Source organism: Rubinisphaera margarita, from assembly GCF_022267515.1.
Lineage (GTDB): Bacteria > Planctomycetota > Planctomycetia > Planctomycetales > Planctomycetaceae > Rubinisphaera > Rubinisphaera margarita.
On the sequence record NZ_JAKFGB010000012.1, the window covers coordinates 191,215 to 210,516 of the forward strand.

Genomic DNA, 19,302 nt, shown 5'->3' on the forward strand with positions numbered 1-19,302 from the left:
AGACATCCTACTTCAGAGTCAACCGCAGTTGTTTGACGATGTCAGGGTGACTGTCCGCGATATTGTTCAAGCCGTGGGGATCGTTCTCAAGATCGTACAGTTCGACGCGAGAGTCTTTCTTCGAAGGATCGGCGACGATGAGGCGATAGCGATCGGAACGGGCAGAGACTGCTTTGCCCCAGTAGCTCAACGCCGTCTCGCGAATGTTGGAGTCGGAACTGTCGAGCACCGGTCGCAGCGAGAGGCCATCGAGAGGGAATTCAGTTTTTCGAAAACGGGGCTGGCAGTAGTCCACCAGAGTGGGGTAAAGGTCCAGCGTTTCAGCGAGCGCATCGGTTTGAATGCCCTGGCGGCTTTGATTCGGCACCCGCATCATCAGCACGCTGCGGTTGGCTTCCTCGAACGGCGAGTGCTTTCCCCAGATCTGCTGCTCACCGAGATGCCATCCATGATCGCCCCAGACCACAACAATCGTATTTTCAGCCAGGCCGGTTTTCTCGAGCGTGCTGAGGACCCGTCCGATCTGGCGGTCGGTGTAGCGAACGCAGGCGAGATAGGCCCGATACGCCTGAGCGGCGGCGTCTTCACTGAGCGGGTGAGTTCTCTCGAACGGCATATCGTACTTGTAAAACTCGCCACTCTTATGCCAGAACGGAGAGTCGATTTTGTCGGTCTGAGGAGCGGTAACCGATGCATCGGCGAAGGCGTTCCAGTCCTGTTCTGGAGCGACCCAGGGGAGATGCGGCTTGAAGAAGCCGAGGCCCATGAAGAATCGCCGTTCGGTCTCCGCGTAGTTCTGCAACTTCTCAATGGCGGTCTCGGCCATCAGGCCATCGGGCAGATCGTTGTCGTTCTCGACGACGAATTCCATCAGATCCTTATCGCCTTGTCCGCTTTCGCGATGTCGGCCGTTGGCGTAGGCGAAAAAGATGCCCCAGCCGCGTTCCCAGTCTCCGAGCGGCGTGGCCAGGTCGTCCCAGGCGTGCGGAAGTTCATCACGCCCGTCGCCGGTTCCGTTGTAGGCGTAGACCTTTCCATCGGCTGTATGAGAGATCTTGCCGATGAGACAGGTGTGATAACCGGACCGGCGGAACAGTTCGGGCATTGTCTGGGCGCCCGGCTGCTGGTCGTGCGAGAACGCGGTCTTACCCGAGTAAGCGGCGGCATTCGAGCGGGTGACGCCCGATTTCGCGGGGCTGCGACCGGTGAGCAACGCATACCGCGAGGCTCCGCAGGTCGCGACCTGCACATAGTGCCGACGGAACAGCACTGCGGAGTCCGCAAACTGATCGAGATGCGGCGACTGTGCCTGTTCAACACCATAGCAGCCGAGTTCGGGGCGAAGGTCATCGACGGCGATGAAGAGCACGTTGTATCGGTTTTCTGGTTCCGCCGCTTCAATTATCGCGGCGAGAAAGCCGAAGCAGAGCAGGGTGGCGAGTGAGGCTGTCAGTCCGCGGGAGCGCATCATGGATCGAGCGACCTTTCCATAGTTTCTTCAGAGAATCGACGGGGGCAGGGCATTGCTCTGACCGGGTCCCTGAGTATCCTCTAGGTCTTTCGCGCTTATGTCCAGCCTCAGCAGATGTCTCTCATCCATGCGGATTCTCATCCTTTCCGATATCCACTCGAACTGGACCGCGCTTCAGGCTATCCATCGGCAGGAGCCGGAATTCGACGCCTGCCTCGTACTTGGCGATCTGGTCGAGTTCGGGCCGCAACCCCGGGAAGTGATTGACTGGGTGCGGCGGCACGCCACCCATGTCATACGAGGCAATCACGACCATGCCGTGGCTCAGTTCATTCACTCCCGGCGGGAGCAGATTCCCTGGCATCGATTAAGGAATCGGATGCGGGATCATCACTGGGGAGTCATTGAGCCCGAAGAAATGTCGTGGCTGGCTCAGCTACCTCTGCGGGTCTCGTGCCGACTCGACGGGAAAAGATTTCATCTGATTCACGCTTCCCCTCGCGATCCTCTGCACGAGTATCTCCCCGATCACTCTGCGATCTGGCAGAAGAGAACGGGCGATCTCGACACCGATCTGCTTTGTGTGGGCCATACGCATCGTCCGCTGCTACTCAAGGTGGGGACGATCCAGCTGGTGAACCCGGGAAGTGCGGGGCAATCTCGGGACGGCCAGCTTTCGGCCAGCTACGCAGTGATCGACTCCGGTCATCTCCAGCTGAAGCGAGTCGACTACGACCTCAGCGAGATGCTGGCGGAGTACGAGCGGGCCGGGATTGATGAGGAAACCTGCGAGATCGCCCGCGAAGTGTACTCAGCTGGCTTTTTTAATCCGGAATCCTGAGACGATTGCGCCAAACTGAACTCCCCAAGGTGTCTCCCCGGACGCTGCCGATCGAATCGAACGGAGATCTCGCTCTTCGAGACGGCGGAAAGGCGGAAAATTGAAGGAGATGTGCCAATTTTTCCAACATCTCCCGGGATTCCACGTAGGATTCTGTTGAGGGCCTGAAAGTCGTTGCATGCCGCCGCTGTCGATGCATAAAATGAGTGGCGGCTTCAGGTTGGTGCCGCTTACCCCGCTCAATGTCTGGTCGAAAACTGTTTTTCCGGACGATTGCTTTTACGCTGTTATTGGATGGATCACCGCCAATGTCTTCTATCGCAGGCGACAATACACTTCAGTACCAGGATCTTGCGAGTAACGAATTCGATTATCGCCCGACGCCTGTCGTGGTGCCGATCGCAATCGTTCTGGCCCTGGTATCCGCGTCGTCTCTGCTCGGCATCGTCGGGATCATTATCGCCGGGCTGGGAATGATCGTGAGTCTGTTTGCGGTCCGGACCGTCGTTGGCAGCGACGGAGCCTACAGCGGCAAATGGCCTGCTATGATTGCGCTGGTTCTGTCATTTGGCTTTGGCATTGCCGGGGTTGGGTCGCAGATTTATGCTTATTCGACGGAAGTCCCCGAAGGCTATCGACGCACCAGCTTCTCGCAGGAAATCTCGGCGAAGGGCTTCGCGGTGCACGAAGGTCAGATGGCGCTGCATCCCGATGTCGCCCGACTGATGGATCAGCAGGTCTTCCTCAAGGGATATATGTATCCCCAGCGTCAGACCGAAGGATTGAGCGAATTTCTACTTCTCAAAGATACCGGCGAGTGCTGCTTCGGAGGACAACCGAAGCCGACCGACATGATTCTCGTCAAAATGAAGACACCCGACGGGGCCAACTATTCTCAGGGACGGGTCGCTGTCGCCGGCACGCTGCGGCTGACGACCGATACCACACCCGAAGGGCTGCAGCCGGTCTACGCTCTCGAAGCGATCAAGTGCGAGCGTTCCCGCTCAGCATTCTAGGCCACACCGCGATCTCGCTGGGACTCTTTTCGCTCACGTTCATGGTCTGTGGCTGTGGACCGGAGACGCAGCCCGAGTACCGGGAATTCGACGCTGCCGCTGATTCGTCGCCGCCCGAGTCGACCAGCGAAATTCCGGGGCCGTCTGGCTCCACGAAGCGAAGTCCGATTCCACCGGGGTCGCCGACGAACAGCGAACCGCTTCCCGCGTCCACGTCGATGCAGTCTCCCACGGGAACCACCTCCGCAATCCCCGCTCCTGCCGGGACCACACCGCCAATGCCGACGGGGACAACAACCAGTTTGACACCGCCGCAGTCGACATCAACGCCTCCGCCAACTGCGACTTCGTCCTCGCCGACGCCGGCCGGAACCTCGTCAGCTCAAGCTGGCATGCTTCCCGGCGATGTGGTGATGGAACCTCGTGAACCGAAGCTGCTGATCCCGGAAAAAAGCTTCTCGAAAGACGGAAACGCACTCCGGGTCACGTTCGACGACATCGATCTGCTCAAGGTGCTCAACATGGAGCCCGTTCCCGAGGAAGCTCCCACGATGTTCCCGGACTGGCTGGCCGGCCTCGATGGGAAACGGGTCGTCATTCGGGGTTTCATGTTCCCCACGCTGACCCAGTCGGGTATCACCTACTTTCAACACGTGCGCGACAACGAAATCTGCTGCTTTGGCCGCACGCCGAAAGTCTACGATCGAATTTCAACGATCCTCGCGCCGGGAGAAACTACTAACTACATCCAGGGACGTCCGTACGATGTGATTGGAACGATGCGGTTCGATCCCATTTACGAAGACGGAGAATGGCTGCAGCTTTACGTGCTTGAAGACGCCAAAGTCGTCGATTGAACGGCTGGCTCTACTTCGATCGTCTCAACACGACATTGTCGATCGCCAGTTTTCCGGCTGCTCCGTTCAGGCCGATCTGTACAATCGCTTCCCGGGCTTTGTAGGGCACTGCGACGCGATATTCGAGTTGCTGCCAGTCCGAATCCGAGTGCCAGAGGCCGATCGCATCGGAGCCGAGCGGGCGGCGGTCTTCATCGTAATAGTGAATCACCATTCCGGGACGCTGCTGCGCGTTCAGACCGATCCGCCATTCTTCCATCAGAATTTCGACGGAAATGCGGAGTTCTGACACCGATCGTCCGTCGATCGCGAAGCCCTGCAGCATCTGAGCCAGCTGGCCGGGCTGGGGGTTATCGAACAGCACGTAATATTCGCCATCCGGGGCATCTCCCTCGATGCGGGTCATCTGCCGTTGATAGTGAAACCCATCGACATAACCGTCGCCGTTATCGTCGGTCTCGAAGCTGCCATTGATCAACTGGGGGTTGGAGGGATCCGGAAGGACCCGCCGCTGCTCTTCGGAGAGTCCAGTCATCGGCACAAACAAAGTCGGCTGAAGCGGCCTGGAAATCATCTTTCCATCTTTCTTCTCCAGGAGATAGAAGACCTGCTGATACCGCTCTCCAAGCGGGATAATCATCTTTCCTCCGTCTTTAAGCTGATCGATCAGCGGCTGCGGAATGCTTTCCGGCGAACAGGTGACGATGATCTTGTCGAACGGAGCCGCTTCCGGCCAACCTTTGAAACCATCGCCGATCCGCGTGTGCACGTTCTCGTAACGGAGTCGTTTCAATGTCGAGGCGGCCCGTCGTCCGAGTGGCTCCACGATTTCGATCGTGTAGACATCTTTCACCAGCGGGGACAGGACGGCCGCCTGATAGCCGCTCCCGGTTCCGATCTCGAGGACGCGGTCAGTTTCCTGAGGCTCGAGTATCTCAGTCATGTAAGCGACGATGAACGGCGGCGAGATGGTCTGTTCATGGCCGATGGAGAGCGCCTGATCGGTGTAGGCCTTATCTCGTGCGGAAAGCGGCACAAACAAATGACGTTCCGTCTTTCGCATCGATTCCAGAACACGCGGATTGGTAATTCCTTCCTTCTCAACGTACTCGGAAACCAGATATTCCCGACGCCGCTCAAACGGGTCGGCTGCCGAGGTCTGAACAAGGATCAGGCAGAAGAGCAGGGACAGGAACCCTGACAGAAACAATTGCCGAGCGTAGTTTTTCATGAGCCAGGCTCCGCCGCTTGCGTTAACTCGAGAAGAGACTTCTGATACAGTGAATATCCGGCCAACATCGGGGAACCCCAGCCGGATCAAGCCTTTCAAATCGTGAAATGTCTGGCCGTCCAGCCAGTTTGGCAACTCTTTTAATCAATTCTCACCTTTGATGACACAGCAAAAGCCGCAGCTGATCGACGCCGGGTACGACAATCTGAATCCAGACCGGATTCTGGAAACGCTATCCCAATTGCAGCGGCGTGTCGAAGAGCGGTTTCCTGAGGCCGGACTGGCCCGTGTCTGTGGCGAGCTGCTGCGGATCGCCGGAGATACCCGCAAGACAGCCGTCGACATCGCTCGGCCGATGTGGGGACTGCGACTCTTCACCTATACCGTCATCGCCAGCATCATCTGCGTCGCGATCTACGGCTTCAGCTTTCTGGACTTGAAGCAGGGCCTGCCCGATGCCGTTGAGTTCATCACGGTGATGGAGGCGGCGTTCAACGATCTGATTTTGATCGGAGCCGCCGTGCTATTTCTGATGACCGTCGAAGTCCGTGTGAAGCGGCGTCGCACGCTGACGGCGATCCATCGGCTGCGGTCGATCGCTCATATCATCGATATGCACCAGCTGACCAAGGATCCGGAGCGTGTGCTAAACTCCCGCGAGGGGCCGGACACGGCGTCGTCTCCCAAGCGTCAGTACACACGTTTCGAGCTGGGGCGTTACCTCGATTACTGCACTGAACTCCTGTCGCTGACCGGGAAGATCGGCGCACTTTATGTTGAGAACTTCCCGGATGCACAGGCCGTCGGGGCAGTGAACGAATTGGAATCACTCACAACGGGACTGTCGCGGAAAATCTGGCAGAAGATTATGGTGCTCAACAGCGACCACGAATTCCGCCAGGAGAACGAGCCGCAGACTCGTCCGGCGGTTCCTCCCCGGAAATAGTCGCTCAAGAGCTTTTCCTCGCCGCCTCAGACGATTGATCCTGATGACCTGGTACTGCCTGAAGAACGGAACTGTCTACGATCCCGCCAACAACTGTAATGGCGAAGTGCGGGATGTGTGGATTCACAAGGGCCGCATCGTCGTCGCTCCGGAGACTCGACCCGAGGAACTCGTCGAGCACGATCTGCAGGGTGATATTGTCATGCCGGGTGGCGTCGACATGCACTGTCACATCGCCGGCTCGAAGGTCAATCATGCCCGGAAATTTCTGGCCGGGATGCGTGGCGGTTCCCGAATGAGAACGCCGAACGGCAGATCTGCTCCCGTCGTTCCCAGCTGTATCGCCACCGGGCAGCTCTTCGCGGCCATGGGATACACCACCGCCGTTGACGCGGCCATCCCCGGTTTATCGTCCCGCCTGGCTCATCACGAGTTCGCTCAGACACCTTACATCGACAAAGCGTTTCTGACGCTCTTCGGCAACAACCACTACGTTCTCGATCACCTCCGGGAGGGACAGCATGACGCGGTTCGTTCCTATGTCGGCTGGATGCTCTCCTCGGTGCATGCACAAGGGGTGAAGATCGTCAACCCCGGTGGAGTGGAAAACTGGAAGCAGATCAGTCGGAAGTCGCTGCACGAACTCGATGAGGCGGTCGGTGAGTTTGGCGTCTCCCCCAGACAGATCGTTCAGGGGCTGGCGCGAGCGGTCGATGAACTCGGCGTTCCGCATCCGGTCCACATTCACTGCAACAATCTCGGCTATCCCGGCAACTGGGAAACAACACTGAAAACGATGCAGGCTCTCGAAGGGCATCGAGGGCACTTCGCCCATATTCAGTTCCACAGTTACGGCGGAGATGCCGATGATCCTGCGTCGTTCTCATCGGCTGTGGAGCAACTGGTCGACTACGTCGCCGCTCATCCGGAGATCACGGTCGATGTCGGCCATATCCTGCCGGGGGAGGCGATGACGATTACGGGCGACGCCCCGTTCGCGGAACGGCTGGCTCGACTGACGGGCAGCCGCTGGTTCACGGCTGACACCGAGCAGGAAGCGAGCTGCGGAATTATTCCGGGCCGATTCAAACCGTACCGAAATCTGGTCCATGCCACGCAATGGGCGATCGGCCTGGAGTGGTATCTGCGGATGCCGGATCCCTGGCGGATCGCAATGAGTAGTGATCACCCCAATGGCGGAGCCTTTGTGAAGTATCCCGAAGTGATTCATCTGCTCATGGATCGCAGTTTTCGGGAAGAGATGATCGGCCGCATGCCCGAACAGCTGGCTGACCGTTCGCCGTTGCGTGATCTCGAGCGCGAATACAGCCTTTCGGAGATCGCCATTATTACCCGGGCAGCGCCGGCGAAGATGCTGGGGCTCACCGATAAAGGGCATCTCGGGTCAGGAGCCGCCGCGGATGTCACAATCTATCGACCGCAGTCGAATCTGACCGAAATGTTTCAGCGGCCTCGGCTCGTGTTCAAAGAGGGAAGCATTGTCTCGAGGGAAGGCGAACTGGCCACGCCCGGAACCGGAAGCCTGCTGACACCCGAGTTGACCTACGACGACGAATTTGGGCGGCAGCGGAAGGACTGGTTCAACGAGAACTATTCGATCCGGTACGGTAACTACGCCATCGACCGCGAAGAGTCACCCTGCTTTCCGACCGATTGAACAGACGGGTTCAGCTGGAGCGGGTGATCTCCACTCTCTCCCTGGTTGAGTTCCGGACTGGATCGGGCGAGTTGTCCGATTTTCCACGGGACAACTCGCTTCGAGTTTTGAGAGCGATTCACTCCAGAGGAAATTTAAAATGCGACTGCAGGAAGCAAGAAAATGCTCTATCCCCAGGCGTCGGCGTCGGGGTCCTCTTCCTGGTCCATCTCATCCTCGGCAACTGTCTCGTCGACCACGGACCAGTCGAACTGATCGTCTCCGCCGGGCACGTCGAGATAAGAGCCGCAATGTTCGCATTCCTGAACGGTTCCCTGGAGCTGTCCCGGGTAAACATTGGTCTTCTCGCAGTCCTCGCATTCGACAATGACCTCGGCAGGTTGAAGGTCGACCACCTGCGCCTGTTCCAGAATCTCGCTGCTGTGGCGGGTGAGCAATTGACGGGCATCCTGCAACTGGGACGCGTCTTTCACCAGTACTTCGAGGTGGTTGGTCGATTGCGACGTTGAGAATGGGGTCAGTCCCACGCCGTCTGATTCGGGCATGTGATGCACGACCTCGACCGCGATCCCTTTTTCCTGGAGGAATTTGGCGATCAGCTCCACAGCTCGCTCTTCATCGGACACAAAAATCGCTCGAGTTTCTTCCGCCATCCGGTGGGCCTTTCATCGGAGATCAGGGACAAGTCGTAAAGTATTGTGGGTAAACCGCTTCAGAAGTTCCAGCCAGGTCGACCGCGTGTATTCAGACTGCCAGACAGTGGCGAATCAGTGCGATCTCGCACCAGGCTGATGGATGATCATCCATTCGGAGCAAAAATGCGAGAGCAATTCCGTCGGTTTTCTCTGCGAGAGAAGGTATTTAAGTCTCGATGGATAAGGAGGTTACGAGATTCCCGGCTGCGGGGGCTGCGTCTCGAACTGTGGAAAAAGAATGCCGTTGATCAGGCGGCACGACGTTTGCGTAATTGGACACTCACTGAACCGAATTCAGACCGTCGGCAAGAAAGAGTGAGGTGGAGATGATGACGCAATACTTTCTGGCGAGCATGATCCTGGCGCTTGGCATGCTGTGTATGGCCGGTTGTGAGGCACGCGTCGACACGACCGACGATTCCAGTCGAATCGAACTCGAAGGTCCCAAGGTGGAACGAGGCGATGAAGATATCGACCTCGATCCCACGACCGACGACGATATCGACATCGATACTCCGATTGAAGGTGACAAATGAGCGACACAAATTCGCAGTGTGAAGCTGTTCTGGATTCGCTGACTGAGCTTTGTTGTGCCTCCCTGCAGGGAGATTACAGCGAACTCGAAGAGCGAAGCGACAAGCTTTTGAAGTCACTGGTCATGAGCGGGTTTGCCCGAACGTCCGAGAAAACTTTGCAGACCGAACTTCAGGAGCGAGTTCTGGATTGCTGTGAGGACAATGTGCTGCATCGCGGCAGCGAACTCTCAGGAATCACAAAACGGCTTCAGCACAAATACGACGAGATCGTTCGCTGGGGAACGAACTTCCCACACGAAGAAGGAATGGAACCGGCCAAGCCGGCCAATATCAGTTCCGCGACGAACGATTGATTACTTCCGAATACTGAATGAGGCGTGAGCGATACGTTTTGATCCGCCTTATGAAGAAACCCCGGCCCGCAGTTGTTTGCGAGCCGGGGCTTTTTTATAGAGACACGGCCTCGATTATGCGACCGTTTCTTCCCGTTTCGGTTGAGTCATCAGCGACACGACGATGAGTGTCAGGAAGCCGAGCGGAATCGTAACGATCCCCGGTTGACTGAACGGTACCAGCGCGTTTTCGGCACTCATTCCATAGACCTGCGTAAACGTGTCAGCCGAAAGTAGAATCCACGCCAGAGAACTGGTCATACCGACGAGCAACGCCGTAATGATCCCTTCCTTGGTCGTGCCTTTCCAGAACAACAGCATCACGAGCGACGGCAAGTTCGCGGACGCAGCGACGCTGAATGCCCAGCCGACCAGATAGCTCACGTTCATTTTTTCGAAGACGATACCCAGTACGATCGCGATGATGCCCACGCCCACCGACGAGAACTTCGCCAGCCGGACCTGCTCTTTATCGTTGAGCTTGTGTGCCGACAGGCGGCCGACTAGGTCGTGAGTCACTGCTCCCGCAGAAGCGAGAATCAGGCCGCTGACGGTACCGAGAACCGTGGTGAAGGCAATGGCTGAGATTGCGGCAAACAGCCATTCCGCCATACTGCGGGCCAGCAGAGGGGCGGCCATATTGCTGTTGGTCACGTCCAGAGCCCCGCTCGTCATCGCTCCCAGTCCGATATAGAGCGATAGAATGTAGAAGAATCCGATCGCTGAGATGCCGACGATGGTACTCTTCCGAGCTGCAGTCTCATCTTTGACCGTGTAGTAGCGAATCAGAATATGCGGCAGCGACGCGGTTCCGCAGAATAAAGCCAGCATCAGCGAAAGAAAGTTCAGTTTGTCGATCAGGCGGTCGCTTCGAATGCCCTGAAAACCGGGGTATTCGCCCGGTCGCAGAACCTGACTGCCGGGAGTCGGCTTCTGATAAAAGACCGTCGTCTTCGTATCTTCCTCGAAGACGATCTCCTTCGGCCAGCGAATGACCGTACTCTCCTGGAGCGTGCTGAAGAATCCCAGCGGACCCACCGGACCAGTTTCTTCCTGGTCGCCAGGAAGGTCCGAAAGATAGCCGGTCGGATGCAGAACGGCTTCGCCTTCGCCTTTGCCCTTCGGCAGCCCGTTGATCAGAATTTGTCCCGCTTCGGTCTCGGCGACGGACTGAGCTTCCGTCAGCCGAACCTGACCATCTTCGGCCGCAACTTCATGCCAGACTGTGACCACGCCATCCTGCTCGAGCTGAACGAAGTCTGTGTCCTGCCAGGCTTTCGAGGAATCGACAACGGTCCAGGTCTGGCCGTCGGTTTCGACAATCTCACCGGCTGCCAGCTGACCGGGGCTGTATGGCCCGAGGGTACGGAACTTGTGTCCGTCCTGCCCACCGTCGTCGACTGCGAAGCCTCGCGCCAGCAGCATGATGGTCATCAACGCGGAGAAGAAGACCAGCAGCGAGCCTTTCAGAAACTGCACCCAGGTGGTCGAAACCATCCCGGCCGTTACGACAATCAGCATCACTGTGGCACCGACGATCACGACGCCCACCCAGTGATCGAAACCGAGCAGAGGAGTCACCAGGGCACCGGCGCCGACCATCTGAGGGATCAGATAGAAAATACTGACCACCAGAGTGCTGATTCCAGCCGCGATCTGAATGCCGGGGGAATCGAATTGGGAGTTGAGAGCATCGGCGAAGGTGAACTTCCCGAGTCGCTTCATCGGCTCGGCCACGATAAACAACGCGACAATCCAGCCAGCCAGATAGCCGATGGAATAGAGAAACCCATCGTAGCCATAGAAGGCGATCATCCCGCAGATACCGAGGAACGATGCGGCTGACAGGTAGTCGCCGGCAAAGGCGACTCCGTTCACAAACCAGGGAATCTGACCGTGAGCGGCGAAGTAGCCCTGAGAGGATTTCGCCTGCCGTCCCAGCCAGAAGCTGAGTCCCAGGGTGATCCCGACAAACGCAAAGAAGACGATAGTCGCAAGAGCAGAGGGTTCGTAAATCACTGCTGACCCCCTTTCGTGCGGTTGGGATCCTCTTCGTTCGGGCGACAGAGTGCTCCGTACAGGAACGCAAGAAAGATTGCCGCCGCAATCAGCAGAAAACCATACCAGATGGCAAGATTTACACCGGCCAGAGGAGTCTTGTCCATCAGGGCGGGGGCGAACACATTGATCAGCATGAAGCCGGAGTACAGCACGAGGTACACCGCGAAGAGAATCATCGCAATGCGACCATTCGGGGAATCGAACATGAAGTCCTCTTGGTCTGAAGTCTGGAGGGGTCGGGACTCATCACGGAATGTTGATAAGAGTTTCACAGCATAGCGACGGCACTTTCCGGGCGAAACTCAGAATGTTACAAATCGGGCGACCAGACGAATCGAGTAAAGAATTGCCTCGAAGTGGTGGTGCTCCCTCCGCCGCAACTCTTTGCCAAGGTCACGCTGCCCTTTAAAACGCGACGAGGTCCGACGATGAATGACGACAATCCCGAACGTTCGATCCAGGTGGTCTGTCACAGCGAGGCGGAAACCGCTCGCCTCGCCGCGCAGATTGCACTGAAAGCCGAACCCGGGCTCATCATCCGCCTCGACGGAGAACTCGGAGCGGGGAAAACCTGCTTCGTACGGAACTTCGCGGAAGCTCTCGGCGTCGACAGTCAGGGGGTCAACAGCCCGACATACGTGATCGTTCAGCACTATCTCGGCGACTATCTGCTGCACCATTTCGATCTCTATCGCGTGGTCGATGAAGACGAGCTCTATGAGATGGGAGCGGATGAGTTGCTCGAAGGGAAGGGGATCAGTCTCGTCGAGTGGGCGAGTCGATTTGCAGAGTTTCTCCCCAGAGACGGGCTTTCGATTTCGATTGATGTCACCGGCCCGACGGAACGAGTCTATAATCTTTCCGCTGAGGGCGCGGTCGCCCGGTCGATCGTCGCCGAGATCGCCGAACTCCATTCCTGAATGATCCGATCGCCCTTGAGGTCTCGATTTTCTGTTCTGCGGAACTGGGGATCTGTACCGTCCACGGCAGTGTGAATCGGTGGTAAGACCACTGGTTGCAGTAAGTTTGGACTTGACAGACTGGAGAACCTGAGGTGAAATATCTAATTGGTCAATGTCTGCTGATGCATCGCAGATCTAACGGTTCGGAGGGGTCCGAATCGTGGAAGATGGATCAGCTTGACGCGACCAAACATTCCTAACCGGTGGAACGGACCAATCGTCGGTTAAGAATTCAAACCTTGGCTGGGAGTTCACGGAAGCCCTCTCACTTTCCCCCCCGACTCGGATGTCTTCCAGGACGTTCGAGCCACCCTGAATCAGTTGGTCGCTGTTGGTTTGGCTGCGCAGCATGCAACGCCTTTCTTTCCAGTGATTAACGCTCCATCTGCAGTCCTCTGACCTGATTGGGACCATACAGACAGGTCTGTGCGATTGCGACCGTTACGGCTGCTGGCTGAGTCGGTAGCCTTCAACACGAAACAGGCGGAACTCCGATCCGTCAGGAAACACACAGACGTTTCGCAGAGGTATGCAGACGCATGCCGCTAGGGTCAGGCTGGACAATGAATTCGCAACACGTGTGCCCCGTAGTCATTACGGGCATCGGCGTCGTTTCACCGATTGGGATCGGGAAAGAGGCCTTCTGGCGGAGTCTGAAAGACGCCCGCTCGGGAATTGGCTTTCTGAAGTCCGTCCCTTCCTCGCGTCTCCCCTCCAAAGTGGGAGCCGAGATCCACGATTTCGATCCGGTTCAGCACATCTACAACCGAAAATTCCTCAAGGTGATGAGCCGCGACGTCCAGCTGGGTGTCGCCGCCGCGAGCATGAGTTTTCGTGATGCCGGGCTGTCCCGCGGACAGGTCGATCCCGACCGACTCGGCGTGGTCTTCGGTTCGGGCCACATTTCCTCGACGCCTGAGGAACTCGTGGCAGCCGCCCGTGTCGATGGCGGAGGAAGTCAGAAAGATCAGTTCGATCGTTGGGGTTCGGAGCGAATGGGGAAGATTCCGCCGCTCTGGCTGCTGCGTCAGCTCCCCAACATGCCGGCCTGTCACGTCGCCATCGAACACGACGCCCGCGGGCACAACAATACCATTACGAGCCGCGAATCCTCGGCTCTGCTCGCTTTCGCCGAAGCGATGGGCACGATTCAGCGTGGAGCAGCCGACTGCATGATCGTGGGCGCCAGCAGCTCGGCGACCGATCCGTTCGATGTGGCGCGCTTCAATTCCTTCGAGAGCCTGACCCGTCGCGAAGACGATCCGGAACGGGCCTGTCGTCCGTTCGACCGCGATCGTGACGGCAGCGTGGTCGGAGAAGGTTCGGCCGTGTTCGTTCTCGAAAGCTACGAGCACGCCGTCCGCCGCGGGGCCAATATCTACGCTGAAATCATGGCTGTCGGCTCCGGCTGCGACGGCCGCAGTTCCGATCCGAAGAATCATGGAGCAGGGCTGGTCGCTTCGATCCGTTCGGTGATGCGACGGACCGGGATCGATACCGCTGAGGTTGGTCACATCAACGCTCACGGCAAGAGCACGCAGCGGGACGATCTCGTTGAAGCCCGGTCCTACCATCGGGCTCTGGGCGACAATGTGTCCCGCGTTCCAGTCATGGCGTTGGGAAGCTATTTCGGCCAGTTCGATGCCGGGACAGGGGCTGTTGAGCTCGCTGGTTCAATCCTGGCCCTGCACCATCGCGAACTGCCAGTCACTCTGAACTACGAAACGCCGGACCCGGGCTGTCGGCTGAATGTGATTCGTGACCAGACGATTCCGCTGCACAACTCGATCGCCATGAGTGTAAATCGCACGTCAATGGGCCAAAGCACGGCCTGTCTGCTTCGCGCCGTTTAGTCGATTCGTTACCCTGTCGCCTTGCAGGCTGCTTCTCGCGGGGCGCTCACTCGTTGCAGGGTCTCCGCGACTACGTCTTCGCGGAAGGATTCAAGTAAGTGTGTGGTATTGTCGGAGCGATTGCGCTCGACGGTCATCCAGAGTTCCCTCCTCAAGCTCTCTCCCAGATGTGTCAGGCCATCCGGCATCGTGGCCCGGATGACGAGCATCATTACCAGGAGGCGGGCGTTGCTCTGGGAGCCCGACGGCTCGCAATTATCGATGTGGCCCATGGGCGTCAGCCGATTGGTAACGAAGATGGCCAGATTCAGGTCGCCTTCAACGGGGAACTGTACGATTACCCTCGGCTTCGCGAGGAATTGCAGGCCCGTGGTCATCGCTTTCAGACCCATTGCGACACCGAAGTGTGGGCGCATCTCTACGAGGAACATGGCGACGACGTCTTTCTGAAGGCGCGCGGTCAGTTCGCGACCAGCATCTGGGACCGCAACAAGAGACGACTGCTGCTCGGACGAGATCGAGCTGGTATTTCCCCGCTGTATTACACAATCGTCGGGAAGTGGTTGCTCTGGTCTTCGGAAGTTCGCGGACTGCTCGCCAGCGGAATGGTTGAAGCCAAACCTGATCGCAAGGGGCTCGACTACTTCTTCAACTTTTTCTGCATGCCCAATCAGCGAACCTGTTTCGAGGGCATTCACATGCTCCCGCCGGGACACCAGCTGACCGTGCAGGACGGTCGTGTGAATGTCCGTTGCTATTGGGACCTCGATTTCCCGGATGCCGGTGAGGAACGCCGATTTGTTAATTCTGATGTCGCGGTTCAGGAATTCGAACAGCTGCTGACCAGGTCGGTTGAGCGGCGGCTCTTCAGTGAAGTTCCGGTCTGCTGCTACATCAGTGGAGGCCTCGATTCCACGAGTGTTCTCGGACTGGTTTCACGAACACGCGAGAAGCCGATTCAGGCGTTCTCGCTTTCGCTGCAGGATTCCGGTCCAGTCGACGAGCGTCTTCAGGCTGAAGAGTCGGCCAGGGTGCTTAATTGTCCGATCGATGTCCTTTCCATCTCTCAACATGAGATCGCCCAGGCGTTTCCCGAGCAGATTGTGGCGACCGAAGGGCCGGTGTTTGATACCTCGACAGCCTGTCTGATGCTGCTTGCCAAACGGGTGCACGAACGCGGGTTCAAAGTTGCATTGACGGGGGAAGGAGCTGACGAATTGCTCGCCGGCTATATCTGGTTTCGACTGGCTCAAAAGTACCGCATGCCCGGCGATCCGGTTGCCCGGCTGTTTCGCCGCATCCTGCCGCGGGTCGTTGGGGGTGGTCGACGACATCAGGCTCCGCTGAAAGCCTTCTACGGAACACGGATTGCCCAGCAGACCTCCTACGAACTGATCGGCCAGGCCCGAGAAGTCCTGTATTCCGAGCAGATGTGGCGGGATGTCGAGGATTACTCGCCGTACGAAGACGTCCCCGGTGCGTGCGAGGACCGGATTCAACGCTGGTCGACCTTGAATCAATCGCTCTACGCGGGGTTCAAGATCATGCTGCCCGGTCTGCTGCTCGCCGGAAAGAGCGACCGGATCACGATGAACAGTTCTATCGAGGGACGCTATCCGTTCCTCGACGAAGACGTTGTCGATTTCTGTGCGCAGCTGCCAATCGATATGAAGCTTCGCGGTAAGGAGAACAAGTGGCTGTTGCGGCAGGTCGCCGCCCGTACGCTGCCGGCACAGATTGCCGGGCGGCCCAAGACGATGTTCCGTGCTCATCTCACGAATAACTTCCTGCGGCCCGGAGCACCTTCCTGGGTTCAACAGTTGTTGAGTCCTGAAGCTCTTCAGAAAGCCGGGTATTTCGATCCTGCGGGAGTTGCTCGAGCGTTGCAGGTCCTGAAGAAGCAAAAGTCCCGATCGCTGGGGCGGTATGCTCTGGATATGGGAATGATCGGTGTCATTTCCACGCAGCTCTGGCACCATCTGTATATTGATCCGACTATGGCCGACCTTCCGGACTGGAAGGGCATCGGAAACTGACTTTGATTTTCACCTTCGGCACGATGAGGGACAACGATGGAATTTCTGACACTGCAGAATGGCGATAAGCTCCCGAAGGTTGGTTACGGATTCTGGAAAGTCGATCCGGATCGAACGGCCGGCCTTGTTCAGGAGGCGGTGCAACGAGGCTACCGGCATCTCGACTGTGCCTGCGACTACGGCAACGAAGAGCAGGTCGGGCAGGGTATTCAGTCGACTCTCAAGGCCGGTGACTGCAGCCGCGACGACCTGTGGGTCACCTCCAAGCTCTGGAACACGTATCATGCTCCCGAGCATGTCGAAGCCGCCTGCCGGAAGTCGCTGAGCGATCTGCAGCTCGATTACCTCGACCTGTATCTGATTCACTTTCCGATCTCGCAGAAGTTCGTGCCCTTCGACGAACGCTATCCGCCGGGCTGGTTTTCTGATCCAGACGCCGCAAATCCGCAGATGGAAATGAACCCGGTACCGATCGCGGAAACCTGGAAGGCGATGGAGAAGCTGGTCGATGATGGACTGGTCAAGCACATCGGCATCTCGAACTTCGGAACATCGTTGATTCGCGATCTGCTCAGTGCCGCCCGCATTCGTCCGTCTGTGCTCCAGGTCGAACTGCATCCCTATCTCACCCAGGAGAAACTCGTCAAATACTGCGAGAAGGAACAGATCGCCGTCACCGGCTTCTCTCCGCTCGGGGCTTTGTCGTATCTCTCGCTCGATATGGCCGATCGGGAGGAATCCGTCCTCGAACAGTCGGTCGTCAAAGCGGCTGCTGAGCGGACGGGCAAGAGCCCCGCACAGGTCGTGCTTCGTTGGGGCGTGCAGCGAGGGACAGCCGTCATCCCGAAAACGGAAAAGCCGGAACGTCTGACTGAGAATCTTAGTCTGTTCGACTTCGAGTTGACCAACGACGAGATGCAGGCAATTTCGGGGCTCAATCGCAACCGACGCTTCAACGATCCGGGAGATTTTTGCGAAGCGGCCTTCAACACGTTCTGCCCAATCTACGAATAGTCATCCTCGCGGAAAGGCGTCACCGTGGCACTCCGTCTGATCCTGATGCGGCACGCCAAGTCGAGCTGGGATGATGGCAATCTGCAGGACTTCGATCGTCCGTTGAACAAGCGCGGAAGACGGGATGCCCCTCGAATGGGCCGCTGGGTCACCGCCCGGGAGATCGAAGTCGATCGGTGTCTCTGTTCCACGGCGACGCGAACACGCGAGACGTTCGATCTCTGGCAGCAAGGGAGTCACCAGACTCCGACTGTTGAGTACATCGAGGATCTGTATCACGCACCGCCCGGTCTCATCCTCGATTGCGTGAAAGACGTTGCCGGCGCCGGTCGTACCGTAATGGTCATCGCCCATAACCCGGGAATGGAGTCGCTTACCGCCCAGTTCTCCGGACAGGACCGACGTTTTCCCACAGCAGCGACGGCGATCTTCGAGTTTCCTCAGCTGGAACGCTGGCGGGAACTGACCCGGCATTCGGACGTGAAGCAACTCGCGTTCCAGGTCCCGAAAGAACTTCCGTCCGAAGTGGAATGATCGGCGGTCGCTAAGTCACCGGACTCAGGAGGCGGAGGACTGCTGAGCAAAGGCGATGGCTTCGCGAACCAGATGAGCCATCTTGGGATGACTCGGCTCCATGGCGATGGAAATGCCGTGTTCGCGCAGCCGGTCGCTACAGGTCGGTCCAATGGAGGCGACCGAGCTTCGTTTCAAGCTGGCCCGCCAATCGTCCTTTTTCCCGAGTCGATCCGCAGCTTCGAGGACGTTGTCGACCTGCTGGGCGCTGGTGAACATCACGACGTCAAACGGCTGGTCGCACGCCGCCTGAATGGCTGCATACAGCGGTTCAACGTCTTCCGGAAAATCCCAGGCGTAGACCGTGACGGGATAAACCTCGGCTCCACGCTGCTTCAGTTGCTCGTAAAATTCCTGGTTCGGCTTGCCGTACTCCTGAACGCCGATTGTCTTCCCGCTTACGTCAACCGGAGTGCCATCAATTAGTTCCAGCAATTCCCGCCAGGTATTCGGCTCGGGAGCGCGGAAATCGATATGGACCTTCGCGTCCTTGAGCACAGGAACGGGCTTCGGTCCGCGGACGATGATCGTCCGTTGATCGAGTTCACTTTGAAATGAGTCCCAGTAACCAGTTGTTCTGATTGCATCGAACAGCGTGCGAGCCCCGACACCGGTCATGAACACGACGATCTCAATCTCGCCCTGCTCAATCCGGCGGGCGAATTCGAAAGCGTCTGTGTGAGCCTCCAACGGCACTTCCCGCATGGACGGAACAACGGTGGGATCGCCGCCGAACTTGCGGATCAGCGTGGCCATCTCATCACGACGGCGGCTCTCAAAACTGCAGACACGCATGGCAGGCTGGTCATCAGGTGTGGAGAGAAAAGAAACGGGACACCTGAGATGATAGTTGGAGCAGGGATCGAATCCCACGGCAGCGCATAAAAAAAGGGTCGAAGGTATGGGCGCTCGCCCGAGATTACCCTACGCAGGACACCTCGGCCATACCTCCGACCACTTTCCAGAGTCTTCTATGTGGCCTCCACAGCGGTCCCGAATGCTCGGGGAGGCTGTGTGAGAGTTGTGCATCTCAACTGAATAGGACGAAGAGCAAAGGGTGTGCCGGACTAAAGAATCGAGACATTCAGCGATGTGGCTACGGCGTCTCGGCCCTTAATAACAGGAGTTTCTCGTCCGGGA

The 19,302-nt window shown here is 57.8% G+C and carries 18 protein-coding genes; 12 read left to right on the plus strand and 6 right to left on the minus strand.

Annotated features, from left to right (window positions below; all coding sequences use genetic code 11):
* Nucleotides 1-7: 7 nt before the first annotated feature.
* A complete protein-coding gene (locus tag L1A08_RS09330; RefSeq protein WP_238756069.1) occupies nucleotides 8-1,471 on the minus strand; it encodes a sulfatase in 1,464 nt (487 codons plus the stop codon).
* Between the two features lie 127 nt (nucleotides 1,472-1,598).
* On the opposite strand from L1A08_RS09330, the gene L1A08_RS09335 reads away from it, so the two are divergent.
* From L1A08_RS09335 to L1A08_RS09345, 3 genes are all read left to right on the plus strand, one after another.
* Entirely contained in the window at nucleotides 1,599-2,312 is a 714-nt protein-coding gene (locus tag L1A08_RS09335) for a metallophosphoesterase family protein (RefSeq protein WP_238756070.1), read from the plus strand.
* 308 nt (nucleotides 2,313-2,620) lie between these two features.
* Nucleotides 2,621-3,328, plus strand: a complete 708-nt coding sequence (locus tag L1A08_RS09340) for a DUF3299 domain-containing protein (protein WP_238756071.1) — start codon at nucleotides 2,621-2,623, stop codon at nucleotides 3,326-3,328.
* Nucleotides 3,301-4,185 (plus strand): hypothetical protein, encoded by an 885-nt coding sequence (locus L1A08_RS09345; RefSeq protein WP_238756072.1) that lies wholly within the window; start codon nucleotides 3,301-3,303, stop codon nucleotides 4,183-4,185. The genes L1A08_RS09340 and L1A08_RS09345 overlap by 28 nt, the downstream gene beginning before the upstream one ends.
* Before the next feature lie 10 nt (nucleotides 4,186-4,195).
* On the opposite strand, the gene L1A08_RS09350 is transcribed toward L1A08_RS09345, so the two are convergent.
* Nucleotides 4,196-5,416, minus strand: coding sequence for a protein-L-isoaspartate(D-aspartate) O-methyltransferase (locus L1A08_RS09350; protein ID WP_238756073.1), 1,221 nt, complete (start codon nucleotides 5,414-5,416; stop codon nucleotides 4,196-4,198).
* Nucleotides 5,417-5,576: 160 nt separating this feature from the next.
* On the opposite strand from L1A08_RS09350, the gene L1A08_RS09355 reads away from it, so the two are divergent.
* Complete coding sequence (locus L1A08_RS09355; RefSeq protein WP_238756074.1) at nucleotides 5,577-6,362, plus strand: hypothetical protein; 786 nt, start codon at nucleotides 5,577-5,579, stop codon at nucleotides 6,360-6,362.
* 43 nt (nucleotides 6,363-6,405) lie between these two features.
* Complete coding sequence (locus L1A08_RS09360) at nucleotides 6,406-8,040, plus strand: formylmethanofuran dehydrogenase subunit A (protein WP_238756075.1); 1,635 nt, start codon at nucleotides 6,406-6,408, stop codon at nucleotides 8,038-8,040.
* A 167-nt stretch (nucleotides 8,041-8,207) separates the two neighbouring features.
* Here the strand turns inward: L1A08_RS09360 and L1A08_RS09365 are convergent, their stop codons facing one another.
* Complete coding sequence (locus L1A08_RS09365; protein ID WP_238756076.1) at nucleotides 8,208-8,693, minus strand: hypothetical protein; 486 nt, start codon at nucleotides 8,691-8,693, stop codon at nucleotides 8,208-8,210.
* 368 nt (nucleotides 8,694-9,061) lie between these two features.
* Between L1A08_RS09365 and L1A08_RS09370 the strand changes: the two genes are divergently transcribed.
* Both L1A08_RS09370 and L1A08_RS09375 read left to right on the plus strand, forming a co-directional pair.
* Nucleotides 9,062-9,271 (plus strand): hypothetical protein, encoded by a 210-nt coding sequence (locus tag L1A08_RS09370; protein WP_238756077.1) that lies wholly within the window; start codon nucleotides 9,062-9,064, stop codon nucleotides 9,269-9,271.
* Complete coding sequence (locus L1A08_RS09375; RefSeq protein ID WP_238756078.1) at nucleotides 9,268-9,624, plus strand: hypothetical protein; 357 nt, start codon at nucleotides 9,268-9,270, stop codon at nucleotides 9,622-9,624. The genes L1A08_RS09370 and L1A08_RS09375 overlap by 4 nt, the downstream gene beginning before the upstream one ends.
* 114 nt (nucleotides 9,625-9,738) lie before the next feature.
* Here the strand turns inward: L1A08_RS09375 and L1A08_RS09380 are convergent, their stop codons facing one another.
* Nucleotides 9,739-11,682: a sodium/solute symporter gene (locus tag L1A08_RS09380; protein ID WP_238756079.1), complete on the minus strand. Its 1,944-nt coding sequence runs from the start codon at nucleotides 11,680-11,682 to the stop codon at nucleotides 9,739-9,741.
* On the minus strand, nucleotides 11,679-11,930 hold the full coding sequence (locus tag L1A08_RS09385; RefSeq protein ID WP_238756080.1) for a DUF485 domain-containing protein: 252 nt from the start codon (nucleotides 11,928-11,930) through the stop codon (nucleotides 11,679-11,681). The genes L1A08_RS09380 and L1A08_RS09385 overlap by 4 nt, the downstream gene beginning before the upstream one ends.
* A gap of 222 nt (nucleotides 11,931-12,152) precedes the next feature.
* On the opposite strand from L1A08_RS09385, the gene tsaE reads away from it, so the two are divergent.
* The 5 genes from tsaE to L1A08_RS09410 all read left to right on the plus strand — a co-directional run bounded on the left by tsaE (nucleotide 12,153) and on the right by L1A08_RS09410 (nucleotide 18,123).
* On the plus strand, nucleotides 12,153-12,644 hold the full coding sequence (gene tsaE, locus L1A08_RS09390) for a tRNA (adenosine(37)-N6)-threonylcarbamoyltransferase complex ATPase subunit type 1 TsaE (RefSeq protein ID WP_238756081.1): 492 nt from the start codon (nucleotides 12,153-12,155) through the stop codon (nucleotides 12,642-12,644).
* 605 nt (nucleotides 12,645-13,249) lie between these two features.
* Nucleotides 13,250-14,539: a beta-ketoacyl-[acyl-carrier-protein] synthase family protein gene (locus L1A08_RS09395; protein ID WP_238756082.1), complete on the plus strand. Its 1,290-nt coding sequence runs from the start codon at nucleotides 13,250-13,252 to the stop codon at nucleotides 14,537-14,539.
* A 98-nt stretch (nucleotides 14,540-14,637) separates the two neighbouring features.
* A complete protein-coding gene (gene asnB / locus L1A08_RS09400) occupies nucleotides 14,638-16,575 on the plus strand; it encodes an asparagine synthase (glutamine-hydrolyzing) (RefSeq protein ID WP_238756083.1) in 1,938 nt (645 codons plus the stop codon).
* A 36-nt stretch (nucleotides 16,576-16,611) separates the two neighbouring features.
* Nucleotides 16,612-17,589 (plus strand): aldo/keto reductase, encoded by a 978-nt coding sequence (locus tag L1A08_RS09405; protein ID WP_238756084.1) that lies wholly within the window; start codon nucleotides 16,612-16,614, stop codon nucleotides 17,587-17,589.
* A gap of 24 nt (nucleotides 17,590-17,613) precedes the next feature.
* Nucleotides 17,614-18,123, plus strand: a complete 510-nt coding sequence (locus tag L1A08_RS09410) for a SixA phosphatase family protein (protein ID WP_238756085.1) — start codon at nucleotides 17,614-17,616, stop codon at nucleotides 18,121-18,123.
* A 24-nt stretch (nucleotides 18,124-18,147) separates the two neighbouring features.
* On the opposite strand, the gene L1A08_RS09415 is transcribed toward L1A08_RS09410, so the two are convergent.
* On the minus strand, nucleotides 18,148-18,957 hold the full coding sequence (locus L1A08_RS09415) for a uroporphyrinogen-III synthase (RefSeq protein ID WP_238756086.1): 810 nt from the start codon (nucleotides 18,955-18,957) through the stop codon (nucleotides 18,148-18,150).
* Nucleotides 18,958-19,302 lie beyond the last annotated feature (345 nt).

Bases quoted from the DNA above. Each gene is read 5' to 3' on its own strand.
- L1A08_RS09330 (WP_238756069.1), bottom strand. From the start codon at position 1,471: ATGATGCGCTCCCGCGGACTGACAGCCTCACTCGCCACCCTGCTCTGC.
- L1A08_RS09335 (WP_238756070.1), top strand. From the start codon at position 1,599: ATGCGGATTCTCATCCTTTCCGATATCCACTCGAACTGGACCGCGCTT.
- L1A08_RS09340 (WP_238756071.1), top strand. From the start codon at position 2,621: ATGTCTTCTATCGCAGGCGACAATACACTTCAGTACCAGGATCTTGCG.
- L1A08_RS09350 (WP_238756073.1), bottom strand. From the start codon at position 5,416: ATGAAAAACTACGCTCGGCAATTGTTTCTGTCAGGGTTCCTGTCCCTG.
- L1A08_RS09355 (WP_238756074.1), top strand. From the start codon at position 5,577: ATGACACAGCAAAAGCCGCAGCTGATCGACGCCGGGTACGACAATCTG.
- L1A08_RS09360 (WP_238756075.1), top strand. From the start codon at position 6,406: ATGACCTGGTACTGCCTGAAGAACGGAACTGTCTACGATCCCGCCAAC.
- L1A08_RS09365 (WP_238756076.1), bottom strand. From the start codon at position 8,693: ATGGCGGAAGAAACTCGAGCGATTTTTGTGTCCGATGAAGAGCGAGCT.
- L1A08_RS09370 (WP_238756077.1), top strand. From the start codon at position 9,062: ATGATGACGCAATACTTTCTGGCGAGCATGATCCTGGCGCTTGGCATG.
- L1A08_RS09375 (WP_238756078.1), top strand. From the start codon at position 9,268: ATGAGCGACACAAATTCGCAGTGTGAAGCTGTTCTGGATTCGCTGACT.
- L1A08_RS09385 (WP_238756080.1), bottom strand. From the start codon at position 11,930: ATGTTCGATTCCCCGAATGGTCGCATTGCGATGATTCTCTTCGCGGTG.
- tsaE (WP_238756081.1), top strand. From the start codon at position 12,153: ATGAATGACGACAATCCCGAACGTTCGATCCAGGTGGTCTGTCACAGC.
- L1A08_RS09395 (WP_238756082.1), top strand. From the start codon at position 13,250: ATGAATTCGCAACACGTGTGCCCCGTAGTCATTACGGGCATCGGCGTC.
- L1A08_RS09405 (WP_238756084.1), top strand. From the start codon at position 16,612: ATGGAATTTCTGACACTGCAGAATGGCGATAAGCTCCCGAAGGTTGGT.
- L1A08_RS09415 (WP_238756086.1), bottom strand. From the start codon at position 18,957: ATGCGTGTCTGCAGTTTTGAGAGCCGCCGTCGTGATGAGATGGCCACG.